Annotated in this window: 25 protein-coding genes; 11 read left to right on the top strand and 14 right to left on the bottom strand. The window is 59.5% G+C overall.

Annotated features, from left to right (window positions below; all coding sequences use genetic code 11):
• Window positions 1-13: 13 nt before the first annotated feature.
• Complete coding sequence (locus tag ACOYXJ_RS17050) at window positions 14-466, bottom strand: hypothetical protein (protein ID WP_460370602.1); 453 nt, start codon at window positions 464-466, stop codon at window positions 14-16.
• A 133-nt stretch (window positions 467-599) separates the two neighbouring features.
• Between ACOYXJ_RS17050 and ACOYXJ_RS17045 the strand changes: the two genes are divergently transcribed.
• Window positions 600-1,034: a hypothetical protein gene (locus ACOYXJ_RS17045; RefSeq protein WP_038367468.1), complete on the top strand. Its 435-nt coding sequence runs from the start codon at window positions 600-602 to the stop codon at window positions 1,032-1,034.
• Entirely contained in the window at window positions 1,034-1,438 is a 405-nt protein-coding gene (locus ACOYXJ_RS17040; RefSeq protein WP_175553475.1) for an META domain-containing protein, read from the top strand. The genes ACOYXJ_RS17045 and ACOYXJ_RS17040 overlap by 1 nt, the downstream gene beginning before the upstream one ends.
• Window positions 1,439-1,945: 507 nt before the next feature.
• On the opposite strand, the gene ACOYXJ_RS17035 is transcribed toward ACOYXJ_RS17040, so the two are convergent.
• Window positions 1,946-2,413 carry a TlpA disulfide reductase family protein gene (locus tag ACOYXJ_RS17035; protein WP_102901697.1) on the bottom strand — a complete coding sequence of 156 codons (468 nt, stop codon included), beginning with the start codon at window positions 2,411-2,413 and terminating at the stop codon, window positions 1,946-1,948.
• Window positions 2,414-2,526: 113 nt separating this feature from the next.
• Between ACOYXJ_RS17035 and arsC the strand changes: the two genes are divergently transcribed.
• From arsC to ACOYXJ_RS17020, 3 genes are read left to right on the top strand one after another with little or no spacing between them, the layout of a single operon-like run.
• Complete coding sequence (arsC, locus tag ACOYXJ_RS17030) at window positions 2,527-2,880, top strand: arsenate reductase (glutaredoxin) (protein ID WP_460370598.1); 354 nt, start codon at window positions 2,527-2,529, stop codon at window positions 2,878-2,880.
• A complete protein-coding gene (gene wrbA, locus ACOYXJ_RS17025) occupies window positions 2,877-3,473 on the top strand; it encodes an NAD(P)H:quinone oxidoreductase (RefSeq protein ID WP_093442184.1) in 597 nt (198 codons plus the stop codon). The genes arsC and wrbA overlap by 4 nt, the downstream gene beginning before the upstream one ends.
• Window position 3,474: 1 nt before the next feature.
• Window positions 3,475-3,900, top strand: coding sequence for a DUF2069 domain-containing protein (locus ACOYXJ_RS17020; RefSeq protein WP_460370596.1), 426 nt, complete (start codon window positions 3,475-3,477; stop codon window positions 3,898-3,900).
• 99 nt (window positions 3,901-3,999) lie between these two features.
• On the opposite strand, the gene ACOYXJ_RS17015 is transcribed toward ACOYXJ_RS17020, so the two are convergent.
• Window positions 4,000-4,674, bottom strand: coding sequence for a DNA-3-methyladenine glycosylase I (locus ACOYXJ_RS17015; RefSeq protein WP_093442173.1), 675 nt, complete (start codon window positions 4,672-4,674; stop codon window positions 4,000-4,002).
• Window positions 4,675-4,808: 134 nt separating this feature from the next.
• The gene (gene ttcA / locus ACOYXJ_RS17010) at window positions 4,809-5,633 is read right to left on the bottom strand and encodes a tRNA 2-thiocytidine(32) synthetase TtcA (protein WP_038367448.1); all 825 of its coding nucleotides are present in this window, start codon (window positions 5,631-5,633) and stop codon (window positions 4,809-4,811) included.
• A gap of 289 nt (window positions 5,634-5,922) precedes the next feature.
• Between ttcA and ACOYXJ_RS17005 the strand changes: the two genes are divergently transcribed.
• Window positions 5,923-6,525, top strand: a complete 603-nt coding sequence (locus ACOYXJ_RS17005) for a Yip1 family protein (protein ID WP_016773629.1) — start codon at window positions 5,923-5,925, stop codon at window positions 6,523-6,525.
• Window positions 6,526-6,652: 127 nt separating this feature from the next.
• A complete protein-coding gene (locus tag ACOYXJ_RS17000) occupies window positions 6,653-7,147 on the top strand; it encodes a SprT family zinc-dependent metalloprotease (protein ID WP_064391623.1) in 495 nt (164 codons plus the stop codon).
• A gap of 109 nt (window positions 7,148-7,256) precedes the next feature.
• Here ACOYXJ_RS17000 and ACOYXJ_RS16995 read toward each other — a convergent pair whose 3' ends face one another.
• Both ACOYXJ_RS16995 and ACOYXJ_RS16990 read right to left on the bottom strand, forming a co-directional pair.
• The gene (locus ACOYXJ_RS16995; protein ID WP_460370592.1) at window positions 7,257-8,438 is read right to left on the bottom strand and encodes a CaiB/BaiF CoA transferase family protein; all 1,182 of its coding nucleotides are present in this window, start codon (window positions 8,436-8,438) and stop codon (window positions 7,257-7,259) included.
• A 145-nt stretch (window positions 8,439-8,583) separates the two neighbouring features.
• The gene (locus ACOYXJ_RS16990; RefSeq protein ID WP_095123044.1) at window positions 8,584-9,918 is read right to left on the bottom strand and encodes a dicarboxylate/amino acid:cation symporter; all 1,335 of its coding nucleotides are present in this window, start codon (window positions 9,916-9,918) and stop codon (window positions 8,584-8,586) included.
• Window positions 9,919-10,269: 351 nt separating this feature from the next.
• On the opposite strand from ACOYXJ_RS16990, the gene ACOYXJ_RS16985 reads away from it, so the two are divergent.
• Window positions 10,270-11,268 carry an AraC family transcriptional regulator gene (locus tag ACOYXJ_RS16985; RefSeq protein ID WP_460370589.1) on the top strand — a complete coding sequence of 333 codons (999 nt, stop codon included), beginning with the start codon at window positions 10,270-10,272 and terminating at the stop codon, window positions 11,266-11,268.
• A gap of 315 nt (window positions 11,269-11,583) precedes the next feature.
• Here ACOYXJ_RS16985 and ACOYXJ_RS16980 read toward each other — a convergent pair whose 3' ends face one another.
• The 3 genes from ACOYXJ_RS16980 to ACOYXJ_RS16970 form a co-directional block, all read right to left on the bottom strand.
• A complete protein-coding gene (locus ACOYXJ_RS16980) occupies window positions 11,584-12,930 on the bottom strand; it encodes an ATP-binding protein (protein ID WP_460370587.1) in 1,347 nt (448 codons plus the stop codon).
• On the bottom strand, window positions 12,927-13,604 hold the full coding sequence (locus ACOYXJ_RS16975) for a response regulator transcription factor (RefSeq protein WP_016987432.1): 678 nt from the start codon (window positions 13,602-13,604) through the stop codon (window positions 12,927-12,929). The genes ACOYXJ_RS16980 and ACOYXJ_RS16975 overlap by 4 nt, the downstream gene beginning before the upstream one ends.
• 151 nt (window positions 13,605-13,755) lie before the next feature.
• Window positions 13,756-14,358, bottom strand: a complete 603-nt coding sequence (locus tag ACOYXJ_RS16970) for a hypothetical protein (protein ID WP_460370583.1) — start codon at window positions 14,356-14,358, stop codon at window positions 13,756-13,758.
• A gap of 143 nt (window positions 14,359-14,501) precedes the next feature.
• Here ACOYXJ_RS16970 and ACOYXJ_RS16965 point away from each other — a divergent pair, with 143 nt between their 5' ends.
• On the top strand, window positions 14,502-15,293 hold the full coding sequence (locus ACOYXJ_RS16965) for a dienelactone hydrolase family protein (RefSeq protein ID WP_460370581.1): 792 nt from the start codon (window positions 14,502-14,504) through the stop codon (window positions 15,291-15,293).
• 138 nt (window positions 15,294-15,431) lie between these two features.
• Window positions 15,432-16,157, top strand: coding sequence for a 4'-phosphopantetheinyl transferase family protein (locus ACOYXJ_RS16960; protein ID WP_460370579.1), 726 nt, complete (start codon window positions 15,432-15,434; stop codon window positions 16,155-16,157).
• 115 nt (window positions 16,158-16,272) lie between these two features.
• Here ACOYXJ_RS16960 and ACOYXJ_RS16955 read toward each other — a convergent pair whose 3' ends face one another.
• Both ACOYXJ_RS16955 and ACOYXJ_RS16950 read right to left on the bottom strand, forming a co-directional pair.
• Window positions 16,273-17,883, bottom strand: coding sequence for an ATP-binding protein (locus ACOYXJ_RS16955; RefSeq protein WP_460370577.1), 1,611 nt, complete (start codon window positions 17,881-17,883; stop codon window positions 16,273-16,275).
• A complete protein-coding gene (locus ACOYXJ_RS16950; protein ID WP_150707451.1) occupies window positions 17,880-18,602 on the bottom strand; it encodes a response regulator in 723 nt (240 codons plus the stop codon). Before ACOYXJ_RS16950 ends, ACOYXJ_RS16955 begins: the two co-directional genes overlap by 4 nt.
• Before the next feature lie 854 nt (window positions 18,603-19,456).
• Between ACOYXJ_RS16950 and ACOYXJ_RS16945 the strand changes: the two genes are divergently transcribed.
• Window positions 19,457-22,351 carry a ribonucleoside-diphosphate reductase subunit alpha gene (locus ACOYXJ_RS16945; RefSeq protein ID WP_460370574.1) on the top strand — a complete coding sequence of 965 codons (2,895 nt, stop codon included), beginning with the start codon at window positions 19,457-19,459 and terminating at the stop codon, window positions 22,349-22,351.
• Window positions 22,352-22,628: 277 nt separating this feature from the next.
• On the opposite strand, the gene flgE is transcribed toward ACOYXJ_RS16945, so the two are convergent.
• The 3 genes from flgE to flgC are packed head-to-tail and all read right to left on the bottom strand — an operon-like array spanning window position 22,629 to window position 25,185.
• Window positions 22,629-23,969 (bottom strand): flagellar hook protein FlgE, encoded by a 1,341-nt coding sequence (gene flgE / locus ACOYXJ_RS16940; RefSeq protein WP_110718734.1) that lies wholly within the window; start codon window positions 23,967-23,969, stop codon window positions 22,629-22,631.
• Between the two features lie 31 nt (window positions 23,970-24,000).
• Window positions 24,001-24,726, bottom strand: coding sequence for a flagellar hook assembly protein FlgD (flgD, locus tag ACOYXJ_RS16935; protein WP_122598560.1), 726 nt, complete (start codon window positions 24,724-24,726; stop codon window positions 24,001-24,003).
• A gap of 15 nt (window positions 24,727-24,741) precedes the next feature.
• Window positions 24,742-25,185, bottom strand: coding sequence for a flagellar basal body rod protein FlgC (gene flgC / locus ACOYXJ_RS16930; RefSeq protein ID WP_053122816.1), 444 nt, complete (start codon window positions 25,183-25,185; stop codon window positions 24,742-24,744).
• Between the last annotated feature and the right edge of the window lie 3 nt (window positions 25,186-25,188).

The raw sequence follows: 25,188 nt of genomic DNA, 5'->3' as shown, positions 1-25,188 counted from the left end.
GATTTTTTTCAGCTTATTTCGGTGAAAGCGAAGACGCCAGAATCAGCAACGCCAGCCAGCCGAAGCCAAAAAAGCGCTGTTTCATCGAGTGGCCGTAGCGCAGCAGGAACCAGACGAAAACCATCGGCAGCAGGAAGATCATGATCTTCAGCCAGCCTTCCACCGGGCGACTGCCGTCGGCGTTGGCCTGCTCGGCAACAGGTTGCTCGGTTGGCTGCTGGCGCCGACGCCGCGCGGCGGCCGGCATGACTTTCGGCAAAGGTTGCGGTTCAGGCGCTGGAGCACTGACTTCGGGCACTGCCTTGTTACGCGGCAGACTGCCGAACGAGATTGTTGCAGCCTGTATGGGCGCGGCTGCGGTCTGCGCGTGTAATGCTTGCTGCGCCATTGGAGCCCCGCAATGAATGCACGCGTTGGCTTCGGAGCTGATGCTCTTCTTGCATTCATAACATTCGATCAGCGCCATGTTCCGTTCCTTCAGAGTCGAGGCCGGCAGTTTGCCATGAGCGTCGCTTCATTTGAACCGGATCGAAGGTCGCACGCGCGAATCATTCTGCAATCAAGCCCGTGCTAGCATGTCGCGCATATTTGGAGGACCCATGGTCGAACACGATTTCCGCTACACCCTGATGAACCCGCAACACACCCTCACCGAATGCCGCGCCCTCGTTCCAGGCCGCTATCAGGTCACCGGCAACGGTGGCTCGATCCGCATCGGTGACGCCCTGCTGGTCACCCTCAAAGGCAGCAAGGACTTGTCCATGCGCCTGACCGTTGAAACCGTCCGCCACCTGATCAACCCGCCGGGCCAATGGACCGCGATGACCACGGGCCCAGTGTTCGGTGAACTGGCGATCCACACCTGGCAGGTCAACTGCGACAGCTGTGCCAAAGAGCTGAGCTTCGAATTCGCTGTAGACGCCAAACTCGGCAAAACCGCTGAGAAACCGGCTGCCACCGCACGTATCGCCGAGCTCGGCTGGAAAGCGGTCGGCGATAAACACCTGTGCCCGAAATGCCAGGAGCCTGCGTGATGAAACGCCTTGCCCTGACCGCGCTGGTGGGTGCCGGCCTGGTGGGTTGCGCCGCCGAACCCGTGCAACTGCAACAGAACCGCAGCTACATTCTGGAGTGGATCGGCGAGCGGCCGTTGATGGATTACAGCCATTTGACCGTGACCCTCGGCGATGATGGTCGCGCCTACGGCAACGGTGGCTGCAACCATTGGTTCGCGCCGTACACGCTGGAAGGTGACAAGCTGACCTTCGGCAAGATCGGCAAGACCCGCAAGCTCTGTGCCCCGGCGCTGATGGAGCAGGAACAACGCTTCCTGCAGGCGCTGGAGCATGTCGAGCGCTGGGACATCTCGCCGATCGAGCAGATGCGCTTCTGGCCGGCTGAAGGCAAGCCTTTGCGCTGGTGGCTGGAAGAAGGCTAAAAAGCCCTCACCCTAACCCTCTCCCAAAGGGAGAGGGGACTGATTGGGGGATATTGGGGAGCTACGCCGACCTGAACATGCGCAGCTGAATCCATAATTGACTGGATCTTTTAGGTCTGTGAGCCTGCCAAAGCCCTCACCCTAGCCCTCTCCCAGAGGGAGAGGGGACTGATTGGGGAATATTGGGGAGCTACGCCGACTTGAACGAGTGCAATTGAATCCATAATCGACTGGATCGTTTAGGTCGATGAGTCCGCCAAAGCCCTCACCCTAGCCCTCTCCCAGAGGGAGAGGGGACTGATTGGGGGATATTGAGGAAGTACGTCGACCTGGAAGGTTTCGCCGAATCCATAATCGATCGGATCCTGCACTGGCCTCCATAATCGACCGGATGTGGCTCTTGCGAATCCACAATCGACTCGATCTCTCAGGTCGATGTAACTCGCCAGACACCTCGGTCGGCCCCCTCTCCCCCTGGGAGAGGGCTGGGGTGAGGGGCTTTTGACGTTACTGGGTCGCCTGCAGAGCCTCAAGCTTGGCCATCACCCCCGCCGCCGTCTGCTCGCCCATCAACTGTTCACGCACCTTGCCCTTGTTGTCGATGATGTACGTCACCGGCAGCGCTTCACTGCGCGGCAACTCGAACAGCTCCGCCGGATCCTGCGCCAGCACGGTGAACTTGATGCCCAGCTTCTCGCTGGCGTCTTTCAGCTCCACACCCTGCACGTTGTCGAAGTTGACCCCGAAGACGCCAACGTTCTTGCTCTTCAATTCATCAGCCAGATGATTGAGTTCCGGAATTTCGGTCCGGCACGGGCCGCACCATTCGGCCCAGTAATTCAGCACCACCCATTGCTTGTCCAAACGCTCGGACGCTACTTTCTGACCATTCTGGTCGATACCGTAATCATTGCCGCAGCCCCCCAGCATCAACGCCCCGATTATCGTCAATGCCGCTGCCAATCGCCGTGTCATGTCGTGTTCCTTGTGAAAATTTGAAGGCGCCTGCGACCCATTGCCTCCGAAGGTTCTGGATTGCGCGCTGCACAGTTAGAATAGCCGCCACTTTACGCCAGAAGCGACCCGCCATGACCGATCTGACGCTTTATCACAATCCGCGCTGCTCGAAATCCCGCGGCGCGCTGGAGCTGCTTGAAGCACGCGGCCTGACCACGAACGTCGTGCGTTACCTCGAAACCCCGCTGAATGCGGCGCAAATCAAGGCCCTGCTCAGCAAGCTCGGGATCAGCGCGCGTCAGTTGCTGCGCACCGGTGAAGATGAATACAAAATGCTTCAGCTGGCGGACGAAAACCTCAGCGAAGCGCAATTGATCGACGCCATCGCCCAGCATCCAAAACTGATGGAACGCCCGATTCTCGAAGTCGGCGACAAAGCCGTGATCGGTCGCCCACCGGAAAATATCCTGGAGTTGTTGCCGTGAGCGCGCCGTACATTCTGGTGCTGTATTACAGCCGCAACGGCTCGACCAACGAGATGGCCCGGCAGATTGCCCGTGGTGTCGAGCAGGCCGGTCTCGAAGCGCGTTTGCGCACCGTGCCGGCAATCTCTACCGAGTGCGAAGCCGTGGCCCCGGCCATACCGGACGAAGGCGCGTTGTATGCCACGCTCGATGACCTGAAGAACTGCGCTGGCCTGGCCCTCGGCAGCCCGACGCGTTTCGGCAACATGGCCGCACCGCTGAAGTACTTTCTCGACGGCACCAGCAACCTGTGGCTGACCGGCGCCCTCGTCGGCAAACCGGCTGGCGTGTTCACCTCCACCGCCAGCCTGCACGGCGGTCAGGAAACCACCCTGCTGTCGATGATGTTGCCGCTGCTGCACCACGGCATGCTCATCACCGGCCTGCCGTACAGCGAGTCGGCACTGTTGGAAACCCAGGGCGGCGGTACGCCTTACGGTGCCAGTCATCACGCTGGGGCTGACGGTAAAAAAGGCCTCGATCAGCACGAAGTGGCGCTGTGTCGCGCACTGGGTCTGCGGCTGGCGAAAACCGCTCAGAAACTGGTGGGCTGAGATGGCGAAGAAGCCGAAGATTCTGCCGAGTGTCGAGTGGCTTGAGCCACGGGTGAAGGCAATGCGGGTGCTCAGCCTGCTGAGCTTTTTCGCCCTCGCCGGTCTGCTCGCGGCCTACTATCTGCTGTTCGCCGACCTGCACGGCGCGCGGCCGTGGGTGATTCTGCTGGTCGAGTTGATCCCGTGGATTGTCCTCGCGCCAGCGATGATCATGGGCAGCGCCCGTGGGCATTCGTGGATGTGTTTTGTGGTGAATCTGTATTTCATCAAAGGCGCACTGGCGGCGTATGACCCGAACCGGCAGTGGTTTGGCGTGCTGGAGATGGTTGCGAGCCTGGCGGTGTTCTGCTCGGCGCTGCTGTATGTGCGGTGGCGGTATCAGTTGAATCGCAAGTTGGCAGGTGAAGGCGAAATCCCCGTCGCCTGACAAATAGCTATCGCGAGCAGGCTCACTCCTACAGGGGATCTGTGGCGTTCACAAATCCCCTGTAGGAGTGAGCCTGCTCGCGATAGGCGCGACTCGGTCTCAATGGTTGACGGTGTACGCGAGCATCATCGAAATCTGGCTCATCGCCCGCCCGCCGCTCTGCTCATGCCACTGGTTGAACACATCCTGCACGATCGCCAGATCGCGCAGACTGGTCGGCACCTTGTCGACGATCTTCTGCGCATTCAGCGCCGCGACCACGTCGTAGCTCGGCACGAATGTGTCCTTGCCGACCATGCGCAAAAACCGTGGCGCGGACAGCCCGCCCAGTTGATGGCCGTGCTTTTTCAGGTACGTCCACAAACCGACGATATCAGTCACCGGCCAGTCGGCGATCAGCGCACCGAAACTGCCCTTGTCTTTCTCGACATCGAGAATGAACTGCGCATTGCGCGGCACGCTCTTCAGTTTGCCGAGGTGACGGATGATCCGCGCATCCTGCATCAGACGCTCGAGATGCTCGGCACTCATCAGCACGACTTTTTCCGGATCGAACTTGAAGAACACTTCTTCGAAGGCCGGCCACTTGGCGTCGACCAGGCTGTGTTTGAGGCCGGCACGGAACACGCGCAGGGCCATGGTCGAGAGGTAGCGGTCGTCGCTGATCTTGCGCAGTTGCGCCGGGGTCTTGGGAACGGGCAGATGGGCTTCCAGTTCAGCCGCCGAACCGAAGCGGTTCAGACAGTATTCGTGCAGCCACTTGTAATCGCGCATGCCCTCTCCTATTGAATGAAGCAAGAAACCAATGTGGGAGCGAGCCTGCTCGCGAAAGCGGTGTGTCATTCAACCGATTTGTTGACTGATACTCCCTCTTCGCGAGCAGGCTCGCTCCCACATTTGAAATGGGTTTACAGATTGACGACGTTGACGAAGCGCGAAGCCGCAGTCTCGTCGATCTTCAGGCTGGTGAAGTCGAACAGGTTGCGATCGGCCAGTTGCGACGGGATCACGTTCTGCAGACTGCGGAAGATGCTTTCCGTTCGACCGGGGGTCTTGCGCTCCCAGTCCAGAAGCATTTCCTTGACCACCTGACGTTGCAGGTTTTCCTGCGAACCGCAGAGGTTGCACGGGATGATCGGGAATTCCTTCAAATCCGAGTACGCCTGAATGTCTTTCTCGTTGCAGTACGCCAGCGGACGGATCACCACGTTGCGGCCGTCATCGGCGCGCAGCTTCGGCGGCATGGCTTTAAGCGAACCGTTGAAGAACATGTTGAGGAAGAACGTCTCGACGATGTCGTCGCGGTGATGACCGAGGGCCATTTTCGTCGCACCGATTTCATCGGCGAAGGTGTACAGCGTTCCGCGACGCAGGCGCGAGCACAGCGAGCAGGTGGTCTTGCCTTCCGGGATCAGTTCCTTGACCACCGAGTAGGTGTCTTTTTCGACGATGTGGTACTCGACGCCCAGCTCTTTCAGATAGGCCGGCAGCACATGCTCGGGGAACCCCGGCTGCTTCTGGTCCATGTTCACCGCGACGATCTCGAACTTGATCGGTGCAACCTTCTGCAGGTGCAGGAGCACGTCGAGCATGGTGTAGCTGTCCTTGCCCCCGGACAGGCAGACCATGACCTTGTCGCCGTCTTCAATCATGTTGAAGTCAGCAACCGCTTCGCCAGCCAGGCGGCGCAGGCGCTTTTGCAGTTTGTTCTGGTTGACCGTAAGAGTGCCCATGACGCGAAATCCGTGAGGTGTGACGAAAGGCCGGCATTTTACGCAAAAACCCCGGGGTTGTGGGCACAGGTTGTCGCGGCCAGCCGACGACGCGTTAACAGACCCCGAGGCGATTACCCGCCCTGTTTACAGCGCGATTTGCTCTAAGCCCCTAATACCTGTGCGGGTAAGACCTTTCTATACTGCGACATAAGGTCGCACACAATCTGAAGACCTGTATTTGCTCGGCCACCTTGGCCCGTAGGCGCTCCGCTGGGGGGCGATGGCAATAACAAGAGGAGTGACTGGCATGATCCATCACGTAGTGGGACTTTTTACCCACCCCGATCAGGAATGGAAGGAAATCCGTGGCGACCAAGAGGAAAGCATCAGCCACATGTACCTCACCCACACGCTGATTCTGGCGGCGATCCCCGCTGTCTCGGCGTTTATCGGCACTACTCAGGTTGGCTGGGTGATCGGCAACCGCGCACCGGTGATGCTGACCTTTGAAAGCGCACTGTGGATGACGATCATGTCGTACCTGGCCATGCTCGGCGGCGTCGCGGTGATGGGTGCGTTCGTGCACTGGATGGCGCGTACTTATGACGCCAACCCGAGTCTGGCCCGTTGTGTCGCATTTGCCACTTATACCGCGACACCGTTGTTCGTCGGCGGTCTGGCGGCGCTGTATCCGCATATGTGGCTGGGGATGATCGTCGGCACAGCGGCCATCTGCTACACGGTTTATCTGCTGTATGTGGGGCTGCCGACGTTCATGAATATTCCGTCGGACGAAGGTTTTCTGTTCTCGAGCTCGGTACTGGCGGTGGGCCTGGTGGTGCTGGTCGCCATCATGGCGTTCACCGTGATTGTCTGGGGGCTGGGCGTAGGTCCCGTTTATACCAACTGACTCGACAGGCTGAATACAGGCCGCCGCAAGGCGGCCTTGTCGTTTGGCGGATGACCATTCGGCAGCTTGGCGATTCGCAAGTCCACAGGGTTGCGGCATACTCGACGCCTCTGGAGATCCATCAAGCATGCCCGAGCAACTCAATACCCGCGTCGAAGACTGTTACCAACTCGCTGAATCCTTTTTCAAACGTTCTTTCCCACGCCCTGTCGTCAGTCTCAAGCTGCGCGGGCAAAAAGCCGGTGTCGCGCATCTGCACGAGAATCTGCTGCGCTTCAATCCGCAGCTGTACCGGGAAAACGCTGAACACTTCCTCAAGCAGACCGTGGCCCACGAAGTCGCGCACCTGATCGCCCATCAGCTGTTCGGCGACCGTATCCAGCCGCATGGCGAGGAATGGCAATTGATCATGCGCGGCGTTTACGAACTGCCGCCGGATCGCTGCCATACCTATGCAATCAAGCGCCGCAGCGTGACCCGCTATATCTACAAATGCCCGTGCGCCGACAGCGATTTTCCGTTTTCGGCGCAGCGCCATAGTCTGGTGCGGCAGGGGCGGCGGTATTTGTGTCGGCGCTGCCGGAGTACCTTGGTGTTCAGTGGTGAGATGCGCGTCGAGTGACTCCCTGATCGTTCCCATGCTCCGCGTGGGAACGCCGCCATGGACGCTCCGCGTCCACTGTGACGCAGAGCGTCACGGAATGCATTCCCACGCAGAGCGTGGGAACGAGCTACTCAACTACCTTTAAGGCTCGCAACTCAGCAATCCGCTCAACACTGAACCCCAATTCCGCCAACACCTGATCCGTATGCTGCCCCAACACCGCGCCAACATGCCGCGGCGCCGGCAACGCTTCGGAAAACTTCAACGGACAGGCCATTTGCGCCTGCGTCGTGCCATCCCCGCGCGGCACCTGCGTCACCAATTCCCGTGCCCGCAACTGCGGATGGCTTACCGCCTCCCCCAGACTCAACACCGGCTCGACACACGCATCGATCCCGGCAAACAACTCACACAACTCAGCAAAGTCATGCTTTTCAAACTCCACCGTCAGCGCGTATTTCAATGCCCGCTGCTGCTCAGGTTTTGAGGACAAGCCCTGCGCCGCCAACTCCGGCCGCCCCAGCGCCGCACACAGCTGCTGCATGAAACCCGGTTCCAGACTGCCCACCGACATCCAGCGGCCATCGCGGGAACGGTAGTAGTCGTAGAAACTGCCACCGTTGAGCATCTGATCTTCCCATCCAGGCTCTTCACCGCATGCCAGATACCCCGCCCCCGCCATGGCATTCAGGCTGAACGCGCAATCGGTCATGCTCACATCCAGATGCGTGCCCTGCCCCGTTTGCTGCCGCGCAATCACCGCCGCCAACAAGCCGATCACCCCGTGCAGCGAACCACCGGCGACATCCGCCACTTGCATGCCCAGCGGCAACGGCCCGCTGTCGGCGCGGCCGGTGTAACTGGAAAGACCCGCCAGCGCCAGGTAGTTGATGTCATGCCCGGCGCGATCCTTGTACGGCCCGGTCTGGCCGTAACCGGTGATCGACACGTAGATCAGCTTCGGGTTGATCGCCTTCAGCGCTTCATAGCCCAGGCCCAGACGTTCCATCACACCGGGGCGAAACTGCTCGAGGACGATGTCGTAATCGGTCAGCAATTGCTTGACCACGTCCAGCGCCTCGGGGTGTTTGAGGTCCAGCGCCAGGCTGCGCTTGTTGCGATTGAGGTAGGCGTGACAGGCCGAGACTCCGCCATCATGCGGCGGCAAAACGCGCAGCAGGTCCAGGCGCGTTGGCGACTCGATGCGCAGCACTTCAGCGCCCATGTCCGCCAGCAACAGCGAGGCGAACGGCCCCGGCAGCAGTGTCGAGAAATCGAGGATCTTCAGTGAGGCCAGCGGTGCGGACATGGGCGAACTCCTTGGGCGATGCACTCAGCCTAGGCAGCGATACCGCGTACGGCAATCACCGGAAATGTCAGCGGGTGTGACCGTTACGCTCAAATCGCAGGCAAGAAAAAACCCGCCGAAGCGGGTTTTTCCAGGCAAGCAGTGCTTACTTCACATTGCTTGGGGTTGGGCCTTCAGCCACACCCAGGTCATCTTCCGGACGGGTATCAGCGATACCGCGACCGCCCGAGGCCAGCTCGGTTTGCAGCTGATCGGTATCCAGCTCCTTGACCCACTTGGCAACCACGATGGTGGCTACTGCGTTACCGACCAGGTTGGTCAGTGCGCGGGCTTCGGACATGAAGCGGTCGATACCGAGGATCAGCGCCAGACCGGCCACCGGCAGGTGACCTACCGCCGACAGGGTCGCGGCCAGTACGATGAAGCCCGAACCGGTCACGCCAGCCGCACCTTTGGAGGACAACAGCAATACCAGCAGCAGGGTGATCTGGTGGGTGATGTCCATGTGGGTGTCGGTCGCCTGAGCGATGAACACGGCCGCCATGGTCAGGTAGATCGAAGTACCGTCGAGGTTGAACGAGTAACCGGTCGGGATCACCAGACCCACGACGGATTTCTTCGCGCCCAGACGCTCCATCTTGATCAGCATGCGTGGCAGTGCCGATTCCGACGAGGACGTGCCCAGTACGATCAACAGCTCTTCACGGATGTAACGCACCAGTTTAAACACGCTGAAACCGTGAGCACGGCAGATCGCACCCAGCACCACCACCACGAACAGGATGCAGGTGATGTAGAAGCAGATCATCAACTGGCCCAGTTGCACCAGCGAGCCAACGCCGTAGGCACCGATAGTGAAGGCCATCGCGCCGAAAGCACCCAGCGGCGCCAGTTTCATGATCATGTTGATGATGTTGAACATCACGTGGGCGAAGCGATCGATCATGTCCAGCAGCGGACGACCGTACGAACCCAGGCGATGCAGGGCGTAGCCGAAGATCACCGAGAACATCAGCACTTGCAGGATGTCACCGGTGGCGAACGCGCCGACGATGGTGTTCGGGATTACATTGAGGAGGAAACCGACAATGCTCTGGTCTTTACTGGCCGTCACATAAGTGGCGATTTTCGAGGCGTCCAGGGTGGTGACGTCGATGTGCATGCCGGCGCCCGGTTGCACAACGTTGACCACGATCAGACCGATCAGCAGGGCAATGGTGGAAACGATTTCGAAGTACAGCAGCGCGTAGCCGCCGGTCTTGCCCACGGATTTCATGTTCTGCATGCCGGCGATGCCGCTGACAACGGTACAGAAGATGATCGGGGCGATGACCATTTTGATCAGTTTGATGAACCCGTCACCCAGCGGCTTGAGGGCCACACCGGTCTGAGGGTAGAAGTGACCAAGCAGGATGCCGATGGCGATGGCAACGATCACCTGGAAATACAGGGATTTGTACAGTGGCTGACGAGTCGTCATTGCAGGTTTCCTCAAGCGTCCCGCGTGGCAACATCCATCTGTTGACCGCGAAACCTTAATTGCGAACCCTCCTGCACTGGAGGGATTTGTTGTTGGAGCAGCGTTTTCCATCAGGGCGAAACGCACGCTTCTGTGGCTTGTATCGCAAACGTCGTGCCACTTTGGTGCGATTGCCTGCAAGCCTTTTGATATCAGGGATTACAGGTGCATGGATGTCACCATTCGGTGACTCAAGTGTGGCGGATTTCCGCCAACTCGCCGCTTCTCGTCCTACAATTTGGCGGAAATCCGCCTTGTAGGCGTGCCCAGCCGCCGGCTACCATCCGGCGCCTGAGGAAGGATCTGCCGTTTATGCGCGAACGCACCATTGCCAGTCATTTCGCCCGTGCAGCCCTCGGTGGCGCATGCCGCCAAGGGTTCGATTACTCCGGCCTGCTGTTGCAACTGGGCATCAGCCCGGAGCTGCTCGATGAGCCACGCGCACGCATTGCACCGGAACAATTCACCCGATTGATTCAGAGCCTGTGGCTGGCGCTGGACGACGAATACCTGGGTTTCGGCAACGCCGCGAGCAAGCCCGGCAGTTTCGCCATGATGTGCCACGCCTCGATTCACTGCCGCAATCTGGAAAAAGCCCTGCAACGCGGCTTATTGTTTTATAGCCTATTCCCCGAAGCCCCGCGCCTGAGCCTGACGCGCGAAGACGAATGGGTGCGTTTGAGCCTCGACGATTCGCAATTGTGGGATCCCGATCATTTTCTCACTGAGAGCCTGCTGGTGATCTGGCATCGCCTCGGCAGTTGGCTGATCGGCCAGCGGATTCGCCTCGAACAGGCGAGCTTCAGCTATCCGCGCCCCGAGCATGGTGCCGAATACGATCTGCTGTTTCCCTGCCCGCTGACCTTCGGCACCGAGCAAAGCAGCCTTTTATTCCACAGCCGCTATCTGTCTATGCCGCTGCTGCAGGACGAACGCACGCTCAAGCATTTCCTCGAACGCTCCCCCGCCGACCTGCTCTCACGTCCGGACGACGGCGACAGTCTGAGCAGCCGTTTGCGCCGCTTGCTCAGCCGTGACACTGCAAATTGGCCGGATCTGGACGCGGTGGCGGCGCACTTGCACATCAGCCCGCAGACCTTGCGCCGGCACTTGCGTGAGGAAGGCACGAGTTTTCAGGAGTTGAAGGATCAGTTGCGGCGGGATATCGCCATTTATCATTTGAGCCGGGCTGATCTGTCGTTGCAGCAGATTGCCGAACAGCTCGGGTTTTCCGAGCCGTCGGCGTTTCACCGGGCGTTCAAGAAGTGGACGGGGCTGACGCCGGGGGCTTATCGGGCGCAGGAGCAATGAGGCTATAAATCAAAAGCCCCTCACCCTAACCCTCTCCCGGAGGGAGAGGGGACTGATTGGGGGATGTTCAAGATGTACGCCGACCTGAACGCTCTCTACTGAATCCAAAATCGACTGGCTATTTCAAGTCAATGTAAAACGCCAGACACCCTCAGGGAGAGGGGGCTAATTGAGGGATGCTCAAGAAGTACGCCGACCTGAAACATCGCTACTGATTCCATAATCGACTGGCTATTTCAGGTCGGTGTATAACGCCAGACACCTCGGTCGGCCCCCTCTCCCTCTGGGAGAGGGCTGGGGTGAGGGTTCTTACGATCACACCGCCGGAAAATGAATCCTGAACGCCGCCCCACCCATCGGCGAATCGCCCAGGGCCAACTTGGCGTTGTAGCTTTCGATAATGTCCTTGACCACCGCCAAGCCGATCCCCTGCCCCGGATGCTGGGCATCCAGCCGTTCACCGCGTTCCAGAATCCGCGCACGCTGATCCGGCGGCACGCCCGGGCCGTCATCTTCGACGCACAGTTCAATCCCGGCCAGAGTCTCACGCACGCTGATACGCACTTCGCCCAGACACAGGCGATAAGCGTTTTCCAGCAAGTTGCCCATCATCTCCAGCAAGGCACCCTGCTCGATCGGCACATAGCAGTGCTCAGGCAGATCAAAGACCACGCGCACATGCTTGTCGCGGTACACCTTGTCGAGGGTGTCGCACAGGCTTTTGAGCACCGGTTGCAAGCGCACCTGGTGTCGCACCAGTCCGCTTTTGCGCAAACTGGCCCGTTGCAGTTGGTAGCTGATCTGCTGGCTCATGCGTTCGATCTGGCTTTGCAGCACCCAGGCCTGATCGCGTTCTTCGGGACGTTGAGCCATGTCCTCGCTAACGCCCTGCAGCACTGCCAACGGGGTTTTCAGGCTGTGCGCGAGGTCATCGAGAGAGTCGCGATAACGACTGCGCTGCTGGCGCTCGCTGTGCAACAAGCGGTTGAGCGAGCCGGTCAGGCGCAGCAATTCGCGTGGATGTTGTTCAGTGAGACTTTCCCGGGTGCCGCCCTCGATTTCGTCGAGTTCCTGACTGAGCCGGCGCAAGGCTTTAAGGCCCCAGGTCAGGCCGATCCATAGCAGTGCCAGCAGCACCAGCAACGCTGCACCGAAACCCAGGTAGAGATTTTCGCGCAGGCCTTCGAGAGTGGTTTCGTACTCGCGCACCGGTTGCAGGGCAACGATGCTGAACGCCGCGCTTTTGCCGCCGAGCAGTTTGACTTCAACGTCATAGACGAAGAATTCCTGACCATTGCTTTCGCGGATCCGCGCGAACTCGTTACCGAGCCCGTCATAGCGCGGTTTGTAATTGATCTGCTCTTCCTGGGTGGCTTTCGAGCGCCACACCAGGTGCCCTTCGCGATCATAGATGTAGCCGAGCAAACGGAAATCGGTGAGGTTGAAACGCTCATCCGGCAACTGATTGGGCATCACCAGCCGACCGTTTTCGATGCGCGCGGCCGAGATCAGCGTGGTCACGTCCGAAGCCAGGCGCTGCTCGATCGAGTCCTGCAACGCGAGGCTGAACGCGCCTTGCATCGCCGGCAACAAGGCGAGCATGAACAACACCGCCAACGTGGTGGCGGCGAGCATCAAGCGAACGCGAAGAGAACGAATCAAGTGCAGCGCTCATTGAACAGGTAACCGAGGCCGCGCACGGTATCGATCGGCTTGAACCCGGCCGGGCCTTCAAGTTTGCGGCGCAAGCGCCCGACCAGCACTTCGATGACATTCGGATCACGCTCGTCGTCGTCCGGGTAGAGCTGCTCCATCAAGCGATCCTTGGGCACCACTTGCTGGTGATGGCGCATGAGGTATTCAAGGATGCGGTACTCGTAGGCGGTCAGCGCCAGCGGTTGCTCGTCGAGGGTCGCCTGTTTGCGATTGAGGTCGAGCAGCAGCGGCCCGGCGACGATGGTCGACTGGGTGAAACCGCTGGAGCGACGCAGCAAGGCATTCAGGCGTGCGTCGAGTTCTTCGAACTGGAACGGCTTGACCACGTAATCGTCGGCGCCGGCGGCGAGGCCTTCGACCTTGTCCTGCCAGTTGCCGCGCGCGGTGAGGATCAGGATCGGGAAGGTCTTGCCGCCCGCACGCAACTGGCGAATCAGGTCGAGACCGCCCATGCCCGGCAGGCCGAGATCGATCACCGCCAGGTCAAAGTTGAACTGTCCGGTCTGGTACAACGCCTCCTCGGCATTGGCCACGGACTCGACCACGTGACCGCTCTCCGTCAGGCGGGTTTGCAGGTGATGGCGCAACAGCGCTTCATCTTCGACGACCAACAGTTTCATAACGCTCTCCCGGGTAAATCCAGAATCTCCAGTAACACACCTGTGGGAGCGAGCCTGCTCGCGAAGGCTGTGTATCCGTCGATAAATTGATCGACTGATTCACCGCTTTCGCGAGCAGGCTCGCTCCCACATTGAACCTGCTGGCAACTCCTTAGAAATTGTAGTTAGCCGACAGGTAAGTCTGCGCGCTGCTGGTCAAGTCCAGCGAGCCTTGCTTGCTGCCACCACGCTCGCTCATCTCGGTGCTGGCGTTGCTGCGCAGGTAACGGTAACCGAGTTCGACCGAAGTGTTTTGCGATACTTGTTGCAACACACCCAACTGACCACCGACGGCATAACCGATATCACTGTCGCGGCTAAAGCCTGGCGACTCCTGAGTCAGCTTGGTCAGACCGGCCGTTGCACCGCCGAACAACTTGGTGCTGCCGCCCACTGGGTAGAACAGATCGTAGCTGCCCAACAGGTTTTCCTGACGCAGTTTAATGCCATTGTGCGAGCCCGACACGTTGTCGTAGGTGGCGTAGTAGCGACCCTGGCTGTTTTGCTGACCGAGGCGTACGCCGTAAGTATTGTTGCCGTCGATCGCGCCGGTGGCGTTCGGGTGGTCGAGGTTGTTGTTCAGTGCGCGGGACTTGTCGATCTTGTCGCTGGTCTGGCCGAAGGACAGGCCGGCGAAGTTCGACGTGGTGTCGGCCTGGGCCGCGATACTGGCGCTCATTACGGTCAATGCCAGCAACAGTTTGTTAAAAGTCATGGGTATTTCCTCTTTCACAGTGCTGTTTGGGTATGGCGCAAGGTTACTGACCCTCCCCTGTACCGCCCCTGAACCGTCTCTGAACCTGACCTGAACCAAATGAACTAGGCTGATCTGACCTTTTATTGTCAGGAGACCCGACCATGCGCCTGTTCCTTGCCCTCACTTTGCTGGCCGTCAGCAGCCTCACTCAGGCTGCGATCAAGACCGAGGAAATTCCCTACCAAAGTGCCGATGGCACAAAGCTGATCGGCTACTACGCCTACGACGACGCCATCAAAGGCAAGCGTCCGGGCGTCATCGTTGTGCACGAATGGTGGGGGCTGAACGATTACGCCAAGCGCCGCGCGCGCGATCTCGCCGGTCTCGGCTACAGCGCCCTGGCCATTGATATGTACGGCGAAGGCAAGAACACCGAGCACCCGAAAGACGCGATGGCGTTCATGCAGGCGGCGACCCAGGATGCGGCGGCTTCGAGCAAGCGCTTCGAGGCCGGGCTGGATTTGTTGAAGAAGCAGGCGCAGACCGACGTGAATAAAATTGCCGCCATCGGTTACTGCTTCGGCGGTGCAGTGGTGCTGAACGCGGCGCGCCAAGGAGAGCCGCTGGCAGGCGTGGTGAGTTTCCACGGTGCGCTGGCAACCAAAACCCCGGCGACGCCCGGCAGTGTGAAGGCGAAGATTCTGGTCGAGCATGGCGCGCTGGACAGCATGGTTACGGCGGATAACGTCACGGCGTTCAAAGCGGAAATGGACAAGGCCGGCGCTGACTATAAATTTGTCAGCCTTGATGGTGCCAAGCACGGTTTTACCAATCCGGATGCTGATCGCCTGAGCCATGGCGAGCATGGTGGGCCGGACATCGGGTACAACAAGGCAGCGGATGAAAAATCCTGGGCGGACATGAAAGCGTTCTTGCAGAAAATCTTTAGCTGATCAGCGACACCGCGGTGCGGCCTTCGCGAGCAGGCTCACTCCTACAATTGAAATGCGTTCCCTGTAGGAGCGAGCCTGCTCGCGAAAGCTTCACCGCCAATCTCGACCTTGGCCCGACTAACCGGCAAAATGCCCGCCATGAATCTCACCCCCGCCCTCCCCGCCTGCTGCACCGCGCTCGACAGCCATTGGCCGTTGCCGACGGTGTTGCCTGATACCGTACTGCTCAGCACTCACTTCGATCCGGCACAACTGCTCGGCGATGATTTCCAGCGCAGCGCCGTCGTTGCCCCGCCAAGCATTCAGCGCTCGGTGGCCAAACGTCAGGCGGAATTCCTCGCCGGGCGGATTTGCGCCCGTGCGGCGTTGCAGCAATTGGAAGGCAGCAGCGTGGTGCCGGCGATTGGTGAAGACCGCGCGCCGATATGGCCCGCGCATATCTGCGGCTCGATCACCCACAGCACCGGTCGTGCGGCGGCGATTGTTGCCAACAAGCAGCAATGGCGCGGTTTGGGCATGGATCTGGAAAACCTGCTCGACACTGAACGCGCCGAGCGACTTGCAGGTGAAATCCTCACGCCGGCAGAAATGCAGCGCATGACGGCCGCATCGCGGGATCAGCTGGCGTTGTGGGTGACGCTGACGTTTTCGGTGAAAGAAAGCCTGTTCAAAGCGCTGTACCCGATTGTGCAGCAGCGCTTTTATTTCGAGCACGCTGAAGTGCTGGAGTGGACTGAGGCGGGAGAGGTGCGCTTGCGGCTGCTGACGGATTTGTCGGCCGAGTGGCGCAACGGCACTGAACTGGACGCGCAGTTCGGGGTGCAGGATGGGCAGGTGTTGAGTCTGATCAGCATTCAGGCCTGAAATCTTCAGCGCCTGTTCAGGCCTCTTCGCGAGCAGGCTCGCTCCCACATTTTGAAATGCATTCCCCTGTGGGAGCGAGCCTGCTCGCGAAGGCGGTATCGCGGCCACCACAAGATTACCGGCGCTCCTGATTCCTCGGCCAACTCAGGCTAAAACAAGCCCCCCCCAGACTCTTGCTCTTGCCAATGATCGCCCGGCCGTCATGCCAGTGAATGATCCGCCGCACAATCGACAACCCCAAACCATGGCCGCCCGAGGCCCGTGTGCGGCTGTCATCCAGGCGCAGAAACGGCGTAAAAATCCGCTCCCACGCCACTTCCGGTACACCCGGCCCGTCATCCTCGACGTCGACGCGACAGCGCAATTGCCCGACCTGATAACTCACCGTCACGCTCGAACGCGCATGACGCATGGCGTTGCTCACCAGATTCTGCAATGCGCGGTGCAGATAACGCGGCTCGGCTTCCACCCAGGCATCATCGTTATCAGCAGCAGACAGGCACAATCCCCGCTGCACGGTGACCTCGGCGCGCAACGGCGCCAGCTCCTCGATCACCTGATTGACCAAGGCATCCAGGTCGATGCGCTGGAAGGTCAGCGCTGGCGAACCCTGCTCCAGTCGCGCATAGGTGAGCATCTCGTCGACCAGCTTATCGAGGTCTTCGATGTCGTGATCCATGCCCTCGCGGTATTTCTCCAGCGCTTGCGGGGTGGTCGCCGAGCCGATCATTTCCAGACCGAAACGCAGGCGCGCCACCGGTGTGCGCAATTCATGGGACACCGCACGCACCAGTTCACGCTGAATCGCCAGCAACTGTTGCAAGTGCTCGGCCATGCCGTTAAACGCTGACGCCAGACGCCCCACCGAATCGGCACCGCGCGCCGGCACCCGGGTTTCCAGGCTGCCCTTGGCAATCCGCGTGGCCGCTGCTTCAAGGCCGCGCAAACGCCGTTCGAGTTGACGCACCAGCAGATAAACGATGAGGCCGATCAGGCTCAGCCCGAGCGCAGCAATCAACACCAGCCATTCCGGCGGGTACGGGTTCATCTGATACAGCGGGCCGATCTCCAGCACCCACGGCGTACCGACCATACCGGCAAATACGCGGATCGAGTCACCGCCCTTGCCCAGCGCCATCACCGTGTCGCCTTCGGCCACGCGGCGGCTCTGGTCTTCGTCCATGTCGGCGTCATTCACCGTGACCAGGCGCAGATCAAAGCCGAAGCCTTTCTCTTCCTTTATCTGCGCAAGGCGCTTGGGCTGCTCGCCGACCGGCACGCGCACCAGCTCATCGGCCAGCAGGTAAATGGTCGCGCGAGCCAGTTGTTCGCTGATCTGTTGTACTTCCCCAACCAGCACGAGCTGCTCTTTGTCGCTGACCATTCGATAGACTTTCGCCGCGTGCGGTCCGGTCTGCTCGACCAGCGCCTGACCACGCTGTACGCGAGTGCGCTGGGACAGATCAAGGTCGGTTTCGGCAAACTTCTTCAGCACCAGCGGAATTCCCAGTAAACGCTCCCACACCAGCAGTGCGCGATGGCGCTCGGTTTCGTTCATCGGTTGCAGGTTGCCGGCCATCAGCGAGAACGTGCCGTGGGCCAACCGCTCGCGATACTGTTCGCTGCGCACCTGATTGAGCAGGTTCAGCGCCAGCACGCCGAGCACCGCCACCAGAATGATCGCTGCGCACATGCCGCCATAAATGCGCAGGAAGATCGAGTTCACAGCGGCAGGTCTACGCAGGCTTCCGGAACGAACAGGTAGCCTTTGCTGCGAATGGTCTTGATCAGCCGCGGGTGGTCCGGGTCGTCGCCGATTTTCGGGCGGATGCGCGAAATGCGCACATCGATCGAACGGTCCTGACCGTCGTAACCAATGCCGCGTAGTGCGGTGAAGATTTCTTCGCGGGACAGAATGCGCCCGGCGTTGGACACCAGCAGCCATAGCAGATCGAATTCGGCGCTGGTCAGCTCGATGCCGTTGTCGCTCAGCCAGGCTTCGCGCAGGGCATTGTCGACCACCAGCGGGCCGAACTGCAGGCGACGGGATTTCTCTGCCACCGGTTCAGGTGTATCGCTACGTCGCAGCAAGGCTTGAATGCGCGCCAGCAACAGACGTGGGCGCACCGGTTTGCACACGTAATCGTCGGCACCGAGATCCAGGCCCTGGATCTGATCGGCGTCGTCGGTGCGCGCGGTGAGCATCAGGATCGGACCGTCATAACGGTCGCGCACCTTGCGGCAGATGCTCAAGCCGTCTTCACCGGGCAGCATCAGGTCGAGGATCACCAGGTCCGGCTGCTCGCCGATGATCCGCGCCGCTGCCAGCGCACCGTTGCCTTCGATGTCCACGCGCAGTCCATTGGCTTGCAAGTAGTCGCGCGTCAGTTCGGCCAGTCGCTGGTCATCCTCGACGATCAATACCTGAAAGGCTTGTTGCTCCACCGGTGACCTCTGCTTTCTATTGTTATTAATAAAAGAGGAACGTCTGACTCAACACACTTCCCTGTGGGAGCGAGCCTGCTCGCGAAGGCATCCTGTCAGCCAACATCTGAGTCATCTGACATAGCGCATTCGCGAGCAGGCTCGCTCCCACAATTTTGGATCCTCCCGTCCTTTTGTCATGTTTCTGGAGGATAACAATGCCTGCGCATGGGCCGATTGTATAAACGGCGTACAGCCAGAACACAAGTCGGTAAATGCGTTCGGACAAGGCGGTTTTTTGTGATAGGGTTCGCGCCCTTAAAAATCCGCTGAAGCGTTTTTCCCGGTGAAAAAACAGTGACAGACGGTCTAGCTCAGCAGGTTCGCGGCCTACACGCGAATTCCGGATTTCTTACACAATTTACGCACAGGTTTATCCACAGCTAGTACGTTGCAAGCACCCTTGAAACGCATTATCTTGTAGCACGGCGCAAGGAGAGACCCTACATATAGGGTTTTCCGCTCAAACGCCCAACCACATTTAGGGCCTGAAACTCAAGTGCTTTATTGCCAGTTTCCGGTTGAACCAAGCAAGTTTTTCAAAGCCCAAACCGCACTTGCGGATGGCACCGTTTTTTAGGCCGGAAACGACCGGAACGGTACGGGTGTTGCAGTCATTACTGTCACCCTGGAAGGAGTTTGGCTCGAGCCTTGGTTCGGCGCCAAAGACTTCGGCAAGGATGCGGCGTTACAAGCCTTTTTCCTACTGTTCCGAAGTTGTTACGCCGACGCTTGTCGGTTGCAGTGCTTCGGTACAGAACGGTGAGCACCATGACGGTGCCAAACAAACATAGAGAATGTGGAGACCACCCCCCATGCAAACCGACACAACTCGCGAGAACCCGCAGGGCACCTTGCCGCAGGCCGCTGATTCGAATTCGGATCTGGCAGCCACCGCGCCTGGTCAACTGCGCGTGATCAAGCGTAATGGCACTGTCGTTCCTTACACCGATGACAAGATCACCGTCGCTATCACCAAAGCGTTCCTCGCAGTTGAAGGCGGCACCGCTGCCGCTTCGTCGCGAATCCATGACACCGTTGCGCGTCTGACCGAACAGGTCACCGCAACCTTCAAGCGTCGCATGCCATCGGGTGGCACCATCCACATCGAAGAAATCCAGGACCAGGTTGAACTGGCCCTGATGCGTGCCGGCGAGCAAAAAGTGGCGCGCGACTACGTGATCTACCGTGACGGCCGTTCGAAAGAACGCGCTGCCCACGCACCGGCCGAAGAAGCGGTCAACGCGCACCCGTCGATCCGCATCACCCGTGCCGACGGTAGCCTGGCGCCGCTGGACATGGGTCGCCTGAACACCATCGTCACCGAAGCCTGCGAAGGCCTGGAAGAAGTCGATGGCGACCTGATCCAGCGCGAAACCCTGAAAAACCTCTACGACGGCGTGGCCCTGACCGACGTCAACACCGCACTGGTGATGACCGCCCGTACTCTGGTCGAGCGTGAGCCGAACTACTCGTTCGTGACCGCCCGCCTGCTGATGGACACCCTGCGTGCCGAAGGCCTGGGTTTCCTCGGTGTGGCCGAAAGCGCCACTCACCACGAAATGGCCGACCTGTACGCCAAGGCACTGCCGGCCTACATCGCCAAAGGTATCGAGTTCGAACTGCTGAACCCTGTGCTGGCCTCCTTCGACCTGGAAAAACTGGGCAAGGCGATCAACCACGAGCGCGATCAGCAATTCACCTACCTGGGCCTGCAAACCCTGTACGACCGTTATTTCATCCACAAGGACGGTATCCGCTTCGAACTGCCGCAGATCTTCTTCATGCGCGTGGCCATGGGCCTGGCGATCGAAGAGAAGCAGAAAGAAGACCGTGCAATCGAGTTCTACAACCTGCTGTCGTCCTTCGACTACATGTCGTCGACCCCGACCCTGTTCAACGCCGGTACCCTGCGTCCACAGCTGTCGAGCTGCTACCTGACCACCGTGCCGGATGACCTGTCGGGCATCTACCACGCGATCCACGACAACGCCATGTTGTCGAAATTTGCTGGCGGTCTGGGCAACGACTGGACGCCGGTGCGTGCACTGGGCTCGTACATCAAGGGCACCAACGGCAAGTCGCAAGGCGTGGTTCCGTTCCTGAAAGTGGTGAACGACACCGCCGTTGCCGTTAACCAGGGTGGCAAGCGCAAAGGCGCTGTGTGTGCCTACCTGGAAACCTGGCACATGGACATCGAAGAGTTCATCGAGCTGCGCAAGAACACCGGTGATGATCGTCGTCGTACCCACGACATGAACACTGCCAACTGGATCCCTGACCTGTTCATGAAGCGTGTCTTCGATGACGGCAAGTGGACCCTGTTCTCGCCATCCGAAGTGCCGGACCTGCACGACCTGACCGGTAAAGCCTTCGAAGAGCGCTACGAGTACTACGAAGCCCTGACCGAATACCCAGGCAAGGTCAAACTGTTCAAGACCATCCAGGCCAAAGACCTGTGGCGCAAAATGCTCTCCATGCTGTTTGAAACCGGCCACCCATGGCTGACTTTCAAAGACCCGTGCAACCTGCGCAGCCCGCAGCAGCACGTCGGCGTGGTTCACAGCTCGAACCTGTGCACCGAGATCACCTTGAACACCAACAAGGACGAGATCGCCGTTTGCAACCTGGGCTCGATCAACCTGCCGAACCACATCGTGGATGGCAAGCTGGACACCGCCAAGCTGCAACGCACCGTGAACACCGCTGTGCGCATGCTCGATAACGTGATCGACATCAACTACTACTCGGTGCCACAAGCGAAGAACTCCAACTTCAAGCACCGTCCGGTCGGTCTGGGCATCATGGGCTTCCAGGACGCTTTGTACCTGCAGCACATCCCTTACGGTTCCGACGCTGCCGTCGAGTTCGCCGACAAGTCGATGGAAGCGGTCAGCTACTACGCGATCCAGGCGTCCTGCGACCTGGCTGACGAGCGTGGCGCGTACGAGACGTTCCAGGGTTCGCTGTGGTCCAAAGGCATCCTGCCGCTGGATTCGCAACAGATCCTGATCGAGCAGCGTGGCCAGAAGTACATCGACGTTGACCTGAACGAAACCCTCGACTGGGCACCGGTTCGCGCCCGTGTACAGAAAGGCATTCGTAACTCCAACATCATGGCCATCGCACCGACCGCGACCATCGCCAACATCACTGGCGTATCGCAGTCGATCGAACCGACCTACCAGAACCTCTATGTGAAATCGAACCTGTCGGGCGAATTCACCGTGATCAACCCGTACCTGGTTCGCGACCTCAAGGCTCGCGGCCTGTGGGACTCGGTCATGATCAACGACCTGAAGTACTACGACGGTTCGGTTCAGCAGATCGAGCGCATCCCGCAAGAACTCAAAGAGCTCTACGCGACCGCGTTCGAAGTGGACACCAAGTGGATCGTTGACGCCGCCAGCCGTCGTCAGAAGTGGATCGACCAGGCCCAGTCGCTGAACCTGTACATCGCTGGCGCATCGGGCAAGAAGCTCGACGTGACCTACCGCATGGCCTGGTACCGTGGTCTGAAAACCACTTACTACCTCCGTGCCCTGGCTGCGACCAGCACCGAGAAGTCGACCATCAGCACCAGCAAGCTGAACGCTGTTTCCAGCGGCGGCAACCACGGTGATGATTCGGTTCTGGCGGCTCCTGCCGGTCCTGCTCCAGTGCCAAAGGCTTGCGCGATCGACGAGCCGGATTGCGAAGCTTGCCAATAAGCTGAGCTGACTCAGGCGTTGCGAGACGCCTGATACGCTTCAGGCAAAAGAAAACCCCCGACAGACTTCTGGTGTGTCGGGGGTTTTCTTTTGCCCGAGAGAAAAAGCCCTTCCCCCTCACGCCCGCCGTATCTGACAACCCTGAGCGTCCAGGTGAACGGAGGCAAAGTGAATACTTCCGGCACAACTGTTCCGCAGAACTGCCGTCCACCCCCTTATCACGCCCACAAAAAAGCCCCTCGAAACGAGGGGCTCCTGGGTACGACTCAAACCAGAATCAGGTCATCTGAATGATGGTCTGCATGATGGTGCTCTGGGTCGAAATGGTCTTCGCGTTCGCCTGATAGTTGCTCTGGCCCTTGATCAGGTCCACCAGTTCATTGGTCAGGTTAACGTTCGACTCTTCCAGCGAGTTGGACTGAATCGAACCCAAGGTGCCGGTTTCCGGAGCGTCATAACCCGGGATACCCGAAGCGAAGGTTTCCTTCCAGCTGGTGCCGCCTACTGCTTGCAGACCTTGCTCGTTGGTGAAGCTGGCCAGTGCAACCTGACCGATCGCCTTGTTCTGGTTGTTGCTGAAGTTGGCGAACAACGTACCGGTACCGTCGATGGTCAGGTTGGTGATCTGGCCAGTGGCGTAACCATCCTGAGTCGGGATGGTACGCGAGGTATCCGCGTTGTACTGAGTGGTCTTGGCCATGGAAACGGTCACGCCGTTCGGGTTGGCAGCCGCGCCGTTAGGCGTGAAAGTACCGTTGGTGACGGTGCCCGGCACCCAGTTTTTCAGTGTCAGATCACTGCTGATTACCGCAGGATCACCTGCAACCGGAGCAGGAGTGCTGACCTGGACGAGTTTGCCGGCAGAGTCGAACGTCAAAGTCGATGCAATCGGCGGAGTGGCAGCTTTGCTTGGATCACTGCCGGTTGCATCCGGGTTGCGCCCATCGACCAGCGTGTACACCTTCCAGGTGTTTTCGCCCGTCTTCACGACGTACTGATCCATGTTGTGCTTGTTGCCCTGGGTGTCATAGATCGGGGTGCTGAACGACTCGGTGTAAGTCTCGACCTTGGACGGATCGAACTTGACAGCGGTGGCGCCGGTATCAACGATCACCGGTGCCGACGAGTTCAGGTTGATGCTCGAAGCCACGGCCGAAGTGGACTTTGGCGCCAGGTTAGAGGTGTCGATCTTCAGGTCGGTCAACACGCCCTTGATGATTTTGCCGCTGGAATCCACAGCGTAACCTTGCAGGCGCGAGGTGTAGTCGGTGTTGGTGATGAAACCGGCGTCGTCGACTTTGAAAGTACCGGCACGGGTGTAGGAAATCGAGCCGTTGTTGCTCATGGTGAAGAAGCCGGAACCGTTGATACCCATGTCCAACACGTTGCCGGTGTTGTTGATGTCACCCTGGGTGAACTGCTGGGAAACGTTGGCCAGGCGCACACCGTTGCCGATGACTTTGCTGCCGGTGCCCAGGCGGGTCGCCGAGTAAACGTCTTCGAATTCTGCACGGGACGATTTGAAACCGGCGGTCGCGACGTTGGCGATGTTGTTGCCGGTCACGTCCAGTTGTTTGTTGGCTGCATAGAGACCGCTAAGGCCGATATTGAAAGACATATTCCACTCCTTTGTTGCCGGTTAGTCGGCTCTATATACCAATGGTTTGTACTTTGGACAGGGCAACGGAGCCCTTGCCAGCCAGGTTGAGCATCAGCTCGCCACCGGTCTGGCTGATCGTCACGCTGTTGACCGTTGCCGGCAGGTAAGTGGCCAGATCGGTCGCGGTGCCGTTGATCGGTGCGCTCGCCTTGAAGGTGTAGGTACCGGTCGGCACGAGGGTGCCGGACGTGTCCTTGCCGTCCCAAGTGAAGCTGGCACTGCCAGCGGCGCGACTGCCCAGATCGATGGTGCGAACCGTCTTGCCGCTGCTGTCGGTGATGGTCACGGTGCCCTCAGCAATGGACGTCGACAGGTTCACCGAACCGGTCAGGCCTTTGCTCGGGTCGTCGAGTTGCGCGGTGTTGGTCTGCACAATGACGTTGCGACCGACCAGCGACGACGCCTGCAGCGCTTGCGACGAGTTGTAGTTGCCGGCCAGGCCACTCACGGTGGAGTTCAGCGTGGTGATGCCTTCAAGGCTGCTGAACTGCGCTAGCTGGGCAACGAATGCGCTGTTGTCCTGTGGATCGAGCGGGTTCTGGTTTTTCAGCTGGGTAACCAGCAGTTGCAGGAACGCGTCCTTGCCCAGCGCTTGACCGCCGGTGGCGCTGTTGGTCGCCGAAGCGATGCCGCCCGTCGTGGTGCTGCTGGTCTTCGCCGAGTTGGCGAGAATGTCCTTCAGGCTCGGCGTGCTGGTGGTATCGGTAACACTCATGGCAGTCGCCCCTTATTACTGACCGAGGGTCAGTACCTTCTGCATCATGGTTTTGGCGGTGTTCATCATTTCGGCGTTGGTCTGGAACGAACGGCTCGCGGAAATCATGTCAGCCATTTCTTCCACCACGTTGACATTCGGGTAGTAGACGTAGCCTTTGGCGTCAGCCGCCGGATGATTCGGCTCGTAACGCGCTTCGAGGTTGCTCTGGTCTTCGACCACGCCGAGCACCTGTACGCCTTGACCGGCCGCGTCCTGACTCTGGAACAGCGAGTTGCTGCCAGCGTTTTGGCCGCCCTGGAACATGGTGGCGAATACCGGGTGACGGGCGCGGTAGGTCTGGTCGATGCTCGACGAGACGGTCTCGGCGTTGGCGATGTTCGAGGCCACGGTGTTCAGACGTGTGGTTTGTGCGCTCATGCCGCTGCCGGCAATGTTGAAAACGCTGGACAGGGACATGAA

The sequence above is a fragment of the Pseudomonas sp. Tul2A7 genome (assembly GCF_054790505.1).
Note: the sequence above shows the minus strand (reverse complement) of the source record. Positions and strands in the feature narration are given on the sequence as shown.

Coding starts and splice junctions, on each gene's coding strand:
- ACOYXJ_RS17050 (WP_460370602.1), bottom strand. CDS start 466: ATGGCGCTGATCGAATGTTATGAATGCAAGAAGAGCATCAGCTCCGAA.
- ACOYXJ_RS17045 (WP_038367468.1), top strand. CDS start 600: ATGGTCGAACACGATTTCCGCTACACCCTGATGAACCCGCAACACACC.
- ACOYXJ_RS17040 (WP_175553475.1), top strand. CDS start 1,034: ATGAAACGCCTTGCCCTGACCGCGCTGGTGGGTGCCGGCCTGGTGGGT.
- ACOYXJ_RS17035 (WP_102901697.1), bottom strand. CDS start 2,413: ATGACACGGCGATTGGCAGCGGCATTGACGATAATCGGGGCGTTGATG.
- arsC (WP_460370598.1), top strand. CDS start 2,527: ATGACCGATCTGACGCTTTATCACAATCCGCGCTGCTCGAAATCCCGC.
- ACOYXJ_RS17020 (WP_460370596.1), top strand. CDS start 3,475: ATGGCGAAGAAGCCGAAGATTCTGCCGAGTGTCGAGTGGCTTGAGCCA.
- ACOYXJ_RS17015 (WP_093442173.1), bottom strand. CDS start 4,674: ATGCGCGATTACAAGTGGCTGCACGAATACTGTCTGAACCGCTTCGGT.
- ttcA (WP_038367448.1), bottom strand. CDS start 5,633: ATGGGCACTCTTACGGTCAACCAGAACAAACTGCAAAAGCGCCTGCGC.
- ACOYXJ_RS17005 (WP_016773629.1), top strand. CDS start 5,923: ATGATCCATCACGTAGTGGGACTTTTTACCCACCCCGATCAGGAATGG.
- ACOYXJ_RS17000 (WP_064391623.1), top strand. CDS start 6,653: ATGCCCGAGCAACTCAATACCCGCGTCGAAGACTGTTACCAACTCGCT.
- ACOYXJ_RS16995 (WP_460370592.1), bottom strand. CDS start 8,438: ATGTCCGCACCGCTGGCCTCACTGAAGATCCTCGATTTCTCGACACTG.
- ACOYXJ_RS16990 (WP_095123044.1), bottom strand. CDS start 9,918: ATGACGACTCGTCAGCCACTGTACAAATCCCTGTATTTCCAGGTGATC.
- ACOYXJ_RS16985 (WP_460370589.1), top strand. CDS start 10,270: ATGCGCGAACGCACCATTGCCAGTCATTTCGCCCGTGCAGCCCTCGGT.
- ACOYXJ_RS16975 (WP_016987432.1), bottom strand. CDS start 13,604: ATGAAACTGTTGGTCGTCGAAGATGAAGCGCTGTTGCGCCATCACCTG.
- ACOYXJ_RS16970 (WP_460370583.1), bottom strand. CDS start 14,358: ATGACTTTTAACAAACTGTTGCTGGCATTGACCGTAATGAGCGCCAGT.
- ACOYXJ_RS16965 (WP_460370581.1), top strand. CDS start 14,502: ATGCGCCTGTTCCTTGCCCTCACTTTGCTGGCCGTCAGCAGCCTCACT.
- ACOYXJ_RS16960 (WP_460370579.1), top strand. CDS start 15,432: ATGAATCTCACCCCCGCCCTCCCCGCCTGCTGCACCGCGCTCGACAGC.
- ACOYXJ_RS16945 (WP_460370574.1), top strand. CDS start 19,457: ATGCAAACCGACACAACTCGCGAGAACCCGCAGGGCACCTTGCCGCAG.
- flgE (WP_110718734.1), bottom strand. CDS start 23,969: ATGTCTTTCAATATCGGCCTTAGCGGTCTCTATGCAGCCAACAAACAA.
- flgD (WP_122598560.1), bottom strand. CDS start 24,726: ATGAGTGTTACCGATACCACCAGCACGCCGAGCCTGAAGGACATTCTC.
- flgC (WP_053122816.1), bottom strand. CDS start 25,185: ATGTCCCTGTCCAGCGTTTTCAACATTGCCGGCAGCGGCATGAGCGCA.